Below are 12,586 nucleotides of genomic sequence, written 5' to 3' on the forward strand. Positions count from 1 at the left end.
ATTAAGGTGAAGATTTTGCCGTTGGAGTCTGACACCACATACGGCCAGGTTTCCCGGGAGTTGAACCGCCATATCGTCAACCTGCTGGACTCCCTGTCCGCCCTCTCCGCCCTGGCCGACCTGCCGGTGGCCGGGCTTGATCAGCGGGAATTACTGCAGCAGGCCCTGGAAGCCCTGATGGAAAACCAGGACCTGGAGCGCTGTTCCATCTTCCTGCTGGAGGAAGAAAGCGGGGAACTTATCAACGCCGCCGGCCTGGACTGGGAGGATCTGCTGCGCGGAGACGATACCCCCGAGCTTGCCGGGGCGCCGCAGCAACGCCGGCCCCCGCGCCGCTTTCGCTTGGGCGAAGGGATAATCGGCCAGGCGGCAGCAGCCGGAGAGCTGGTTGAGTGCCGCTCAACCGCCACCGACCCCCGTTTCAAGCAAGCGCCGCAAACCGGGGCACCGGAACCCGACGGTTCCCTGCTTTGCCTGCCGATCCGCTCGGAAGAAGGGATCCTGGGGGTGCTCAATGTCTTCTACCCGGCCCCGAACTACTTCACTCTCTGGCACCAGCGCCTGCTGCGACTTTTTTGCACCATGCTGGGCCGGTTGCTGAGCAACCGGGAGCTGTTTGACGAAATGGAAATGCTGGTTGAGCGCCGCACCCGGGCTCTGCAAGAAGCCAACACCGGCTTGCAGAATGAAGTGCAACGGCGCCAGCAGGCCGAGGAAGAGCTGGCTGGCCAGCACGCTTTTCTGCAAACGGTGATCGACGGCTGCGCCGAACCCATCATGGTGATTGCCAAAGACCACCGCGTGCTCTGGATGAATCGGGCGGCCCGCACGATTACCGAGGATGGCCGCGGCCAGGAGTTCTGCTACCAGGTTTCGCACCGACGCGACACCCCCTGCCGACCGGATGACGAGCACCCCTGTCCCCTGCAGATGGTCTTAAATACGGGGGAGGCCACCAGAGTGGTGCATGAATATTGCAATGCCGCCGGCGATCCCCGGGCCATGGAGGTTCTGGCCACCCCTTTCCTCGATGCCGAAGACCGGCTGGCCGGGATAATTGAAAGTGGCCGTGATATCACTGAACGGGTACTTACCGAATCGAACCTGCGCCGGCAGCAGGAGGAGTTACACGCCAAGGCCTACTACGACCCCCTGACCGGCCTGCCCAACCGGCAACTTTTCAACCTGCGCCTGCACCATCTGACCCGTCGGCACGAGGGTGAAGCGGCTCTGCTTTTTATTGATCTCGACGGCTTCAAGGCGATCAACGACCGGCACGGCCATCTCTTTGCCGACCAACTGCTGCGGGTGGTGGGCAAACGCTTGCGGCAGGCGGTTCGCCAAAAGGACATGGTGGCCCGTTTCGCCGGCGACGAGTTCGTGGTACTGCTGGAATCTTTGCACAACGGCCCAGGCGACGCCGAGAAAGTGGCTGAAAAACTGCTGGCCGCAATGGCCCGACCGATGAACCTGGAAGAGCAGGAAGTACAAATTGGGGCCAGCATCGGCCTGGCCCTCTTCCCCACCGATGCCGCCGACCCGGAGCAACTGCTGGAGAAGGCCGACGCCGCGATGTTTGCCGCCAAAAAGGCGGGCAAGCACACCTGGCGGCACTGCTCCGCCTCTTGATTTTTTTCGCTGCAAGCACTCACCTCCTGCTTGCGCCCTGGGAATAAGCCCCTCCGGTACTGCAAGCCGGATTGGGCCATGGAGAAAAAAGATGGACAAGGCACCGAAGTTACCCATCGACCGCCTGATTGAGGTGGTGCAAAAGGGCGGCACCGTCCGCACCGGGGTGGACGTTTTCAATAAGCAGGGAATTTTACTGCTGGACAAGGAGGTACCGATCACCGACCCCCAGGTGCTGGTGCGGGCCAAAGAGCAGGGAGCCGGAATGGTGCCGATCAACGCAGCCGGCGGCGGGGGAATCTGGGACAGCCAGGGCAACCGGCTGGATTTGCCCAGTGAGGCGCCGGTGCAGAAACCGGTAGCCGGCGGCGGCCGGGGCGGCGAGATCGAGCGGCGGATCAACGAGATTATCGAGACCAAAAGGATCGCGGCGGAAAAGTATCAGCAGGCCAAGGCCTGTCTCCGGCAGATTATGGACTCCATCCGCCGGACCGGCGGCGAATTCGACCTGGAACCGGTGAATGAAACCGTCAAAGGTCTGGCAAATTTTGTCACCAGCCACGACAATTCATTTGCTTACCTGACCCGGGAGATTTTCTCCTGTGACGACTATCTCTACAACCACTCGGTCAACGTCTGCACCATCGGGACAGTGGTGTTGAAAAAGTTCAACAGCAACTTCAGCAATGCGGTCAACAGCCTGCTGAACAATGTACCCACCGGCGGCTTGGGGGAAGAAAAAAGGGACCCCAGTGCCTTCTCTTATTTCCTCCCCGCTGAATTGCAGGATATCTCGCTGGGCTTTTTCCTCCATGACCTGGGCAAGGTGCTGATCGACCCAGAGGTGCTCAATAAAACCGGCCGGCTAAAAGAGAGCGAATTTGCCGAAGTGCGCAAACATGTTACCGAAAAGGCCCGCCTCATCCTGGACAAAAACAGACTGAACAACCCTTATATCGCCAACATCTGCTACTATCACCACGCCAAGCTGTACAGCGCCGAAGAGCGCTGTTACCCGGCCCAGAGCCCGCACCTGATTCCTGCCTATGTTAAGGTTTGCAAGCTGGCCGATGTATATGATGCAATGACCTCCAAGCGCTGCTACCGGGAGGCGCTCAACCCGGTGGGTGCGGTGACCGACATCTTCAACCGTTACGCCAGAAAGGAGCCGCTGCTGCAGTACGTGCTGCACTCCTTTGTCAAGTCGGTGGGCATTTACCCACCGGGCAGCGTGGTTCACCTGACCAACGGCCAGCTTTGCTACGTGCTGGAAAGCGATGGGCCGGTACTGCTGCCGCTGACCGACAGCGAGGGCGAGTCCCTCCGCGACAAACCGGAACTGCTTGATCTGAGCCAGGGCCAGGCCCCCAAGGAAATCAAAGTTGACCGTCGCCGCCCTTCGCTCAACCCCATTGAGGCCTACGAGATTCTGCCGGACTATCTGCGCCGAGTCGTCACCAGCCAACCGTCATGATCGCTTCTTGCCTTACTGCCAGTCCAGGTCGGCCAGCACCGGCAGGTGGTCGCTGGCGATTTTGGAGATCTGCATCCGGCAGCGCTGGCGTTTGACAATCGCGAAAGGCCCGCGGACGAAAATCTTATCCAGCCCGCCGGTGGGAGAAAAAGATGGGTAGGTAAGGTAAGGGCTCTGAAAATCTTCCTGGTGACTGGAGGCGCATTTGAAGTCCATCACCTCGGTGAACATGGGCGACAGGCGGGTGAACCAGTCGTTGAAGTCACCGCCCACGATGCAGGGGTCATCCGGGGCCAGGGCCGCAAACTCCGGGGTCTTGACCAGGTTTCCCACCTGCCTGGGCCGCTCGTTGAAAGAAAGCCCCAGGTGCAGATTGAACACCGCCAGGGGGCGGGACTTGCCGTTGCTCTCCGGAATCTCAAGGGCCGTGTAGAGACAGCCCCGCGCCTTGTGGCCGGGCAGGGTCAGGTCGATGTTGCGCTCGGCCACAATGGGAAAGCGGCTTAAGGTAGCATTACCATAATGCCCCTTGGTGAGGGCCACGTTGAGCCCCAGCGCCCGGTGCGGATAGCCGCAAAGGCCGGCCAGTTCCTCGGCCAGGTCCAGGTTGCGGGAACGGGGCACCCCCACATCCACTTCCTGGAGCAGCAGCAGGTCGGGTTCGTGGTGCTTGATGATCCGGGCGATCCGCTCGGGGCGAAAAAGGCGATCAACCCCGATGGCCCGGTGAATATTGTACGACATCACTCGTAAACGCATCATCTCCTTTACCGCACTCCCATTTTTTTGCGCCGGGGCTTTTGCCCCAGCTTGCGGCAGAACATCGCCAGGGCCTGAAAATACAGGTCCCCCACCCGCTCGATGATATCGTTATGCCCGGCACCCGGCACCAGTTGAAATTCCTTGCTCTGAGCCCCGCAATGGGCCTGCAGGGCTTCGGCCAGGCCCGGCGGGATGATCTCGTCATGCTGGGCATGGAGGATGTAGGTGGGTTTTTCGACCAGGGTCATTTTCTGCACATTGCAAAAGCCTTCCGCCTCGCTGCTCAGCCCGCAGTCCTGCACGTCGACCCCCAGGCCGAGCAGAAAAGGCAGGGTCTGGGCAATGCCGCTTTCGATGATCAACCCCTCCACCTCACCGGCCGGGGCGCTGACCGCCAGGTCAATGGCCGGAACACTGCCCAGGGAGCGGCCCATGACCCCCAGGCGGCCGCTTTTGCCCCGCTCGGCCAGGGTAGCGCGGACCACCGGCAGCAGTTTACGGGCATCACTGACCAGGTTGGCAACCGACGGGGTGCCGGTGGCGGCCCCGTAGCCCCGGTATTCGGCCACCACCAGGTTGATCCCGGCGGCGTTGAAGCGGGGCCCCAGCTCGTCGTAATCACTGGCCACCTCGCCGTTACCGTGAAAAAACAGCAAGTTGGGCGCCTCCGCCGCTTCCGCTCCCAGGTGGTAACGCAACGGCAGTTTCACCCCCGGCACCACTTCCACCTCCTGATCAAACGCCGGCGCCGCGGGGGGGTGCCAGTCCGCCCGGGGGTGAAACAGGGCCGCGGCAATGGCGGGATGAGCCAGTTTTTCGTAATTCATTGCACGAATATCCATCTTATCGTCCTTTACTGATGATAAAGCTTGATCAGCGTCACCTCGGGCGGCGCCAGAAAGCGGACCGGCGGCCCCCAGGTACCGGTTCCGCGCCCCACATAAAGATAGCGGCCATCTTCGGCCCGGCTCAAGCCGGTGGGCACCCGGTAGGCCAGCCAGGTAAAAAAATTAAAGGGCACCAGCTGCCCCCGGTGCACATGCCCCGACAACTGCAGATCCACATGCCCGCCGGGCACGATTTCCGGCTGATGCTTGAGCAGAATATTATATGTTGCCGCCGGCAATTCGGCCAGCAGCTCCCGCTCCTGCTCCGGCGGGGTCAACCCCATGGCAATGCCGGTACGATCATCCACCCCGGCGATGCGCAGGCGGTTACCGATGACCACACTCTCCCCGCGCAGCACGGTAAAACCGGCCTCCTCCAAAAACGCCCGGGATTGCTCCGCCCCCACATAAAACTCATGGTTGCCAAGGATGGCGAATTTGCCCAGCGGGGCCTCCAGGCGGCGGATTTTGGCCGCCAAGTGAGCAATCCCGTCACCTTGGCCGTCAACAATATCACCGGTGGCCACCAGGATATCCGGCCGGGCCTGCTCGACTGCCGCCAGCATCGGCGCCAGTCGGGCTTCCTGGACCAGCAACCCCAGGTGGACATCGGTTATTTTAACAATCCGCAGGGGGCGCTCGGCCGGCCAGGGCTCATTTGCCGCCCCGCTGCCCGCGGCAACGGCCGGGGCAAAATCGGCCAGCTTCGGGGAGGCCAGCCGCACCTCTTCGATGATGATCCGCCGCGCCTCGAAATGACCGTAAAAGCTGGCGGCCAGGGCAAAAACCAGGGCCAGTTTAAAAATCGCGGCCGGGGGCAAAAACGGGCCCAACCGGCCGGGCTCATCGCCTGACAGGACTCGCCGCTGCCGGCGATAACGGAGCAGCCAGCCCAGCCCGGAGAGCAGCAGGGCCGCCACCGCAAACAAAAAAACAAACCCCATCCAGTAAAAACCGGCATAAGCCGCCACCAGGGCCGTACCCTCCAGCCCCTGCCGCTCCAGCAGGCGGACCAGCACCGGGGCCAAAGTCAGCAGCAGCAGGACAAACAGCAGCAGCCAGCGCCATCGCCCCGGCTCCCAGGCCGTCTTCAGCAGGCGGTAAAAAAGCCAGTGCAGGCTGCCGTAAACTAAAAAAAACGCCGATAAAAAGAGCAGCATCAATCAGCCCGAAGTATCGTTTTTTAACCTGCACGGCCGGCTAACCAACAGCCGCCACCGGCAGCAGGGGATGCTAACGTTGCGCTGACCCACGGGACCGGGTAGAATGGCCGCAATTTGCCAACGGCAAGCCAGCGGTAACTTAATATAATCTACGGCACTGCAACGTAGCCTTGAAACCGACCATACCATCCTCACGAGGGGAATCAATGAGCATGGAACTGATTTCCGTTGACCGGAAAAAATGTAAACGTGACGGCATCTGCATGGCAGGGTGCCCATTCGGCTTAATCAGCGAAAGCGAGGATGGCGGTTATCCCGCCACCAGACGGGCAGCGGCCCGGATCTGCATCGACTGCGGGCACTGCCTGGCGGTTTGCCCCCACGGCGCATTAAGCTTAAAGGGTCAGGGCCCGGACAGCTGCCTGCCGCTGGACCGGCGCCTTGTCCCCAGTGCCGAAGCCACCGCCCTGCTGCTGCGCAGCCGGCGGAGCATCCGCAACTACAAAGACAAACCGGTGCCCCGAGAAGTTCTTGGTGAATTGCTGGATATCAGCCGCTGGGCCCCGTCGGTTAAAAACGCCCAGCCCACCAAGTGGCTGATTATTGAATCGCCCTCCGAGAAAAACCGGATGATCGAGCTGACGGTGGACTGGATGCGGGCCAACAACTCCTTTCCGGGAGCGGTCAGCGCCTGGGAGGAAGGCAAGGACAAGATCCTGAACGGGGCGCCGCATCTGGTGATCGCTTACGCCTCGGATAAGGCCCTGAAACCTGAAATAGACTGCACCATCGCCCTGACCTACCTGGACCTGGCCGCCCACGGCAAGGGGCTGGGCACCTGCTGGGCCGGCCTTTTCCTGGCCGCCGCCTTCAACCACCCGCCCCTGCTGGAAGCCCTGGCGCTGCCGGAAAATCACCGGGTGCACGGCGCCCTGATGCTGGGCTACCCCAAGTTCCGCTTCGCCCGCATCCCCCAGCGCAACCCGATTGACGCCACCTGGCGCTAGTAAAACTTTCGGCAGCACCACATCTTGCGGCGCTCAAGCCGACCGACGCACTGTTGTACGCCAATCGGCCTGCCGTCCGTGGCACTGCCGAAAGTTTTACGGTAATCGTTGAGCAGCTCCGCGTTTGTAACTGATTACGGGATACCCCCTGCGTGACGATCTTCCAAGGAGTAAGCGGTCACGGGGTGCCCCAGATTGCGGCAAGCAGACCGGCGTAGCGTACACCGGGTACTCAAGCCGGGCTGATCGCCGCAAGGTGGGGTGCCCCGTGACCGCTTACCCGCGTTTTCCCCTTTTACAGGGTGAGGTCGGGGCGCACCGTTTTTCGGGGGCCGCCGTGGCCGGCGCTGCGCCAGTCACGAATGGGGGCCACCCGCTCCAGATCTTCCCGGCGCTCGAAACGGTTGAGCCGCTCGTGAATGAACTGCCAGATGCAGGGCACTTCCTGGTGAATCTCGCAGCGGCCTTCCACCGAACCGCCGCAGGGTCCGTTCATCAGGCTTTTGGCACAGCGGGCCACCGGGCAAAGGCCGCCGGTGAGATGCAGCACGCAGTCACCGCAGCCGGCGCACTGCTCGCTCCACACCCCCTGCTCGGTGGAGCCGCCGAAGCTGGTGGTGTTGACCGCCGGATAAACCTGGTCGTTGGGGCGCAGGTTGGCAATAAAGTTCACCCCCACCCCGCAGGCCATGGAGACAATGGCGTCGTACTGCCCCTGCCACTGATCGATCTCGTCGACATACTCCTTGTCGCACTGGCGCACTAGGGTGGCGCCGATCACCTCGGCCTTTTGCCCCTGTTTCTGTTTGCCCAGGCGAATAAGCGAACTGAGCAGTTCAACTTCCCGCTCGCCGCCGGCGGAGCAGACCGAAACACAGCCGCGACAGCCCAATACCAGAACGCGCTTGGCATCCCGGACCATTTCCACGATTTCGTTAACCGGTTTACGTTCAGCGATAATCATCCTTGCTCCCCCTTGAACGGACTGGGCCCGAGTTGTTGGACTTTTTCATTCATCTCCTGGGTCACCCGGACAAACTCGGGGTGAAAGCCGCGCTCCAGGTGGAACATGGCCACCCGCTCGGGCTCCACTTCCAGCTCTTCCAGGGCTTTTTTCACCGCCAGCACCCGCCGGGCGGCCCGCTGACTGCCCATCAGGTTGTGGCACTCATCGGGCCGGCAGCCGACCACGCAGACTCCGTCGGCCCCCTGCTCGAAGGCGGCCAGCAGATCGGAAACCTTGAGTTTGCCGCCGCAGACCAGCCGGTTGATGTTGGCGTTGGGCGGAAAACCGTCGGCGGTGAGCCCTTCCCGCCCCTCGGCCAGGGCCTGCTGAGAGGTGTAATGACAACAGAAAACTTGAATATTCGGAGTAAAGGCCATTTGTTCGCCCTCCCTTAGCGGCCGCCGCCGGCGGCGGCGATCAGCCGCTCATCGGCGGACTGGTTGAGTTTAATGGCCCCGGCCGGGCACTCTTCGGGACAGATCCCACAGGCCCGGCACTCCTTGGCGTCGATATGGGCCCGACCGCCCTGGTCGATTACCGGAATCCGCCAGGGGCAGACCCGCACGCAGGTAAGGCAGGAGACACACTGGTCACGCTCCACCCATGCCGCCTTGCCACGCGCCAACAGGTCCTCTTCGGTGAGCAGCCCCTGCTCCAGGGCCAGTTCCCGCAGGGCGCCGACGATCTCGGCAAATTTAACATCCTGGGGGCAAACGAACACGCAGCTGCGGCAGCCGGAACAATAGCTGAGCAACTCCGAGCTGAGCAGGCGCTCTTTCAACCCCATACGGATCATATGGATCAGCCGGCGCGGATCGAAATCCGGAATCGCCTGGCTGACCGGGCAGGCGCCGCTGCAGGCCCCGCAAGAATAACAGCGGTTAAGGTGCTCACCGCCGGGCCGGGCCGTAACCTCGGCGCTGAAGGCCGCACTAATCTCCTTGTTGGTAATCGCCATAAACTTTCCCCTGTAAACCTGGTAATAACTCTAATCCAGCCCGAAAAGACGCAATTTCCCGGGCGGAAGCCGGAACCAAGATCAAAAGCAGCCGTGAATGCTACCGAAAAGCAACGGTTTTGTCAAACCGTAATCGTTCAGCAGCACCGCATTTTCGGGCGATCAGCCAGACTTACGTACATGGGGTACGCTGCGCCTGGCTGCTTACCCGAACCTGCGGCACTGCTGAACGATTACGGCCCGTTAATTCGGCAGGGCAGTATCCCTGATCAACGATTGCGTCAAACCAGAAAGCGAAATTCGCCTTTGCCCAGCAGATCCTGCAGGTGGAGAATGCCGATCAACTGCCGCTCATCGTCGGTGACCGGCAGCACCGTGACTTCGTGGCGCTGCATAATGCTCAGCGCGTCGGCGGCCAGCAGTTCGGCGCTGATGCTTTTGGGGTCGGCGGTCATCACCTGGGCCAGGGTCAGCGTTTCGGGTCCTTCTCCCCGGGCCAGCATCCGCCGGACATCGCCGTCGGTGAGAATGCCCGCCATCCGATGGGCCGATGCCATAACCAGCACCGCGCCCAGATTCTTGCGGTTGAGTTCGGCTAACGCTTCGGCCAAAGAGGCGGTACTGTCGACCCGGGGAATCCCGTCGCCGGTGAGCATCACCTCGGCCACCCGCACCTTCAGGCGTTCGCCCAGGCTGCCGCCGGGGTGATTGCGCCGGAAGGCCCGGGCATCGAATTTTTTGCGATTGAGCAGCACCACCGCCAGGGCATCGCCCATGGCCAGCGAGGCGGTGGTGCTGGCGGTGGGGGCCAGCCCCAGGGGGCAGGCTTCGCGGGGCACCGTCACCGAGAGAACCACGTCGGCCCCCCGGGCCATGCTGGATTCGGGCCGCCCGGTCATGGCAATGATGGCCGCCCCCCGTTTTTTCAGGGTCGGCAGGAGCTGATTCAGCTCGGCGGTTTCACCGCTGTAGGAGATGGCCAGAATCACATCCCGGGGGTCCACCACCCCCAAGTCCCCGTGCATGGCCTCCACCGGGTGGAGAAAGAAAGCCGGGGTGCCGGTGGAGTTCAGGGTGGCGGCAATCTTCTGGCCAATGATGCCGGACTTGCCGATGCCGGTCAGCACCAGCCGGCTGGGGCAATTCATGATCAACTCCACGGCCCGGGCAAACTCATCCCCCACCTGGTCGATCAGGGCCAGAATCCCCTCGGCTTCAATGCGTAAAACCTCCCTGGCCTGCTCAACACTCATTGCTTGCGGCCCGGGCATGCCAGCGTTGATCCCCCGCAGCCAAGGACGTTTTTACGGAAGTCGCGATCCGGCGGCACAGGATAATTGCCGTCGAAGCAGGCCTTGCAGAAGTTTTCCGCCGGGGCGCCGGTGGCCTCCACCAGGCCTTCCAGGCTAAGGTAATAGAGGGTGTCCAGATCGAGATAGTCGCGAATTTGCTCCACCGTCTTCTGGTTGGCCACCAGCTCTTCGCAGGAAGGAAAGTCGATCCCGTAATAACAGGGGTTGCGGGTGGGCGGGCAACTGATCACCATATGCACTTCTTTAACCCCGATGCCGCGCAAAGACTGGACCCGGCTGCGGGCCGTGGTGCCGCGGATGATGGAGTCTTCCATGATGATCACCCGCTTGTTTTCGAGAAAGCTGCGAATGGGGTTAAGCTTGACCCGCACGGAGAAATCACGCATGGACTGGGTGGGCTGGATAAAGGTACGCCCCACATAATGGTTGCGGATCACCCCCATTTCCAGAGGAATTCCCGAGGCCTGGGCGTAGCCGATGGCGGCATAGTTGCCCGAGTCGGGAAAGGGCATCACCAGGTCGGCCTCAATGGGGCATTCCCGGGCCAGAATCTCACCCATCCGCTTGCGGCTCTGATAGACGTTGATCCCGAAAATATCGCTGTCCGGCCGGGCAAAATAGACATGTTCAAAGATGCAGAAGCTCGGCGGCTGGTTTTGCTCAAGATGCAGCGAACGCAAACCCTGCTGGTCGATGATCAGCACCTCACCGGGCTCCACATCGCGGATGTACTGGGCTTCCACCAGATCCAGGGCACAGGTTTCAGAGGCCACAATGTATGAACCGTTGTTGAGCCGGCCCAGGCAGAGAGGCCTGAAGCCTCCCGGGTCGCGCACCGCCACCAGCTTGTCTTTGGTCATCAGCAGGATGGAGTAAGCCCCCTTGATCAGCCGAAAGGTCTCGACAATAGCTTGATCCAGCTCCATATCCAGGCAGCGGGCCAGCAAATGGACCACCACCTCGCTGTCCATGGTGGACTGAAAAATCGAGCCCTGGCTCTCCAGTTCATCACGCAAACTGCGAATATTGACCAGATTGCCATTATGAGCCACGGCCAGGGTGGAGCCCCGGTGGGTGGCAACAAAAGGTTGAGCGTTGGTGATGTGGGAAGCCCCGGTGGTGGAGTAGCGCACATGCCCCACCGCCAGGTGCCCCTGCAAACGCCCCAGGTCTTCCTCGCTGAACACCTCCGGCACCAGCCCCATGCCTTTGTGCTGGCGGATCTGCTCGCCGTCGGAGACCACGATCCCGGCGCTTTCCTGGCCGCGGTGCTGCAGGGAAAAGAGCCCGAAGTAGGTAATTTTGGCGGCATAAGGATGGCCGTAGATGCCGCAGACCCCGCACTCTTCCCGGGGTCGATCGTTGGCGGCAGCCGCCGGCGGCAGGTAGTCGGTTGAAGGTATTGGAGTCGCCATGAGAGTCGCCATGAAGATTAAAGTTAGCCCAAATTCAGACACGCAACTTGCGCACAGAAAAAAGCGTAACTATACCTTTTCGCGGGCTTGGGGGCAAAGTTTTTTTCCAAATGGGAGATTCAGGCCGGCAGGGAAAGGGGCTCGGCTGCTCGGTTACGAAGGGAGAGTTCAATCGAGCCAGTGGCGCCGCTCACGTAGAAACTCGGCGGCCAGCAGGGCAGCACCGGTTAAGGTGGCGGCGGTCAAACCGACCAGCGGGATCCACAACGGAAACCGGCAGGAAGCCGGAGCGGCCGGCGGCGCCGACGGCAGATCGCGGCCGCAGAAGGGACAGACCACCGCCCGGGGGTTGATTTTCTCGTAACAATATGCGCAGGTTTGCGAAGCCATGCCAGCATGTTATCCCGGCCGGGCAAAGCTTGTCAAGAAGGAGCAGCAAAGATATGATTTACCCTTGTCATTATCTTGCCCAGCCGGTACAATTTCGGCGTGTAACCGATGTCAACCTCCCGGCTGCGAACCCATACGGGAGTCCCGCCTGGGCCAGGCAGACCAGTATTCAACTCAATCAGCAACAAAATTTGCCAACTAAGCTAAAGATTAAATCTAAACCAAATAACAAACGAACGAAGGAGAACCAACATGGCCAGTGACAAATTGCTAGAGATTTCCGATGCCGATTTCGACGCTCAGGTACTGAAAAATTCCCTGCCGGTGCTGGTTGACTTCTGGGCTCCCTGGTGTGGTCCCTGCAAGGCCATCGGTCCGGTGATCGAACAACTGGCCGAGGAGTACGCCGGCAAGGTCGCCATTGCCAAGATGAACGTCGACGACAGCCCGTCGACCCCCGGCAAATACGGCATCCGCGCCATCCCCACCCTGATCATGTTTAAAAACGGCGAGGTGGTGGATCAAATCACCGGCGCCGTGGGCAAACCCCAGCTCGCCGCCCTCATCGACAAAGCACTGTAA

At 61.3% G+C, this 12,586-nt stretch carries 13 protein-coding genes; 4 read left to right on the forward strand and 9 right to left on the reverse strand.

The window, feature by feature from the left end:
- The first annotated feature begins 6 nt into the window (after positions 1-6).
- Both DAAHT2_RS08280 and DAAHT2_RS08285 read left to right on the forward strand, forming a co-directional pair.
- On the forward strand, positions 7-1,629 hold the full coding sequence (locus DAAHT2_RS08280; RefSeq protein WP_435051039.1) for a diguanylate cyclase domain-containing protein: 1,623 nt from the start codon (positions 7-9) through the stop codon (positions 1,627-1,629).
- A 91-nt stretch (positions 1,630-1,720) separates the two neighbouring features.
- Positions 1,721-3,103: an HD-GYP domain-containing protein gene (locus DAAHT2_RS08285; RefSeq protein WP_013163847.1), complete on the forward strand. Its 1,383-nt coding sequence runs from the start codon at positions 1,721-1,723 to the stop codon at positions 3,101-3,103.
- Between the two features lie 12 nt (positions 3,104-3,115).
- Here DAAHT2_RS08285 and DAAHT2_RS08290 read toward each other — a convergent pair whose 3' ends face one another.
- Genes DAAHT2_RS08290 through DAAHT2_RS08300 form a run of 3 tightly spaced genes read right to left on the reverse strand, consistent with a single transcriptional unit; the run spans position 3,116 to position 5,912 of the window.
- Positions 3,116-3,865 (reverse strand): endonuclease/exonuclease/phosphatase family protein, encoded by a 750-nt coding sequence (locus DAAHT2_RS08290; RefSeq protein WP_218914991.1) that lies wholly within the window; start codon positions 3,863-3,865, stop codon positions 3,116-3,118.
- A gap of 5 nt (positions 3,866-3,870) precedes the next feature.
- Positions 3,871-4,707, reverse strand: coding sequence for an alpha/beta hydrolase (locus tag DAAHT2_RS08295; protein ID WP_013163849.1), 837 nt, complete (start codon positions 4,705-4,707; stop codon positions 3,871-3,873).
- 11 nt (positions 4,708-4,718) lie between these two features.
- On the reverse strand, positions 4,719-5,912 hold the full coding sequence (locus tag DAAHT2_RS08300) for a metallophosphoesterase (RefSeq protein WP_013163850.1): 1,194 nt from the start codon (positions 5,910-5,912) through the stop codon (positions 4,719-4,721).
- Positions 5,913-6,121: 209 nt separating this feature from the next.
- Here DAAHT2_RS08300 and DAAHT2_RS08305 point away from each other — a divergent pair, with 209 nt between their 5' ends.
- Positions 6,122-6,922: a nitroreductase family protein gene (locus DAAHT2_RS08305; RefSeq protein ID WP_013163851.1), complete on the forward strand. Its 801-nt coding sequence runs from the start codon at positions 6,122-6,124 to the stop codon at positions 6,920-6,922.
- A gap of 295 nt (positions 6,923-7,217) precedes the next feature.
- On the opposite strand, the gene DAAHT2_RS08310 is transcribed toward DAAHT2_RS08305, so the two are convergent.
- From DAAHT2_RS08310 to DAAHT2_RS08335, 6 genes are all read right to left on the reverse strand, one after another.
- Positions 7,218-7,886 carry a methylenetetrahydrofolate reductase C-terminal domain-containing protein gene (locus DAAHT2_RS08310; RefSeq protein ID WP_013163852.1) on the reverse strand — a complete coding sequence of 223 codons (669 nt, stop codon included), beginning with the start codon at positions 7,884-7,886 and terminating at the stop codon, positions 7,218-7,220.
- Positions 7,883-8,305, reverse strand: coding sequence for a hydrogenase iron-sulfur subunit (locus DAAHT2_RS08315; protein WP_013163853.1), 423 nt, complete (start codon positions 8,303-8,305; stop codon positions 7,883-7,885). Before DAAHT2_RS08315 ends, DAAHT2_RS08310 begins: the two co-directional genes overlap by 4 nt.
- Before the next feature lie 14 nt (positions 8,306-8,319).
- Positions 8,320-8,886 carry a 4Fe-4S dicluster domain-containing protein gene (locus tag DAAHT2_RS08320; RefSeq protein WP_013163854.1) on the reverse strand — a complete coding sequence of 189 codons (567 nt, stop codon included), beginning with the start codon at positions 8,884-8,886 and terminating at the stop codon, positions 8,320-8,322.
- Positions 8,887-9,167: 281 nt separating this feature from the next.
- Positions 9,168-10,139 carry a KpsF/GutQ family sugar-phosphate isomerase gene (locus DAAHT2_RS08325; RefSeq protein WP_013163855.1) on the reverse strand — a complete coding sequence of 324 codons (972 nt, stop codon included), beginning with the start codon at positions 10,137-10,139 and terminating at the stop codon, positions 9,168-9,170.
- Positions 10,136-11,614, reverse strand: a complete 1,479-nt coding sequence (gene purF, locus DAAHT2_RS08330) for an amidophosphoribosyltransferase (RefSeq protein ID WP_013163856.1) — start codon at positions 11,612-11,614, stop codon at positions 10,136-10,138. The genes DAAHT2_RS08325 and purF overlap by 4 nt, the downstream gene beginning before the upstream one ends.
- 168 nt (positions 11,615-11,782) lie before the next feature.
- Positions 11,783-12,004 (reverse strand): hypothetical protein, encoded by a 222-nt coding sequence (locus DAAHT2_RS08335; RefSeq protein WP_013163857.1) that lies wholly within the window; start codon positions 12,002-12,004, stop codon positions 11,783-11,785.
- Positions 12,005-12,256: 252 nt separating this feature from the next.
- Between DAAHT2_RS08335 and trxA the strand changes: the two genes are divergently transcribed.
- Positions 12,257-12,586 carry a thioredoxin gene (gene trxA / locus DAAHT2_RS08340; protein ID WP_013163858.1) on the forward strand — a complete coding sequence of 110 codons (330 nt, stop codon included), beginning with the start codon at positions 12,257-12,259 and terminating at the stop codon, positions 12,584-12,586.

Origin of the sequence: Desulfurivibrio alkaliphilus AHT 2, assembly GCF_000092205.1 — a bacterium.
Lineage (GTDB): Bacteria > Desulfobacterota > Desulfobulbia > Desulfobulbales > Desulfurivibrionaceae > Desulfurivibrio > Desulfurivibrio alkaliphilus.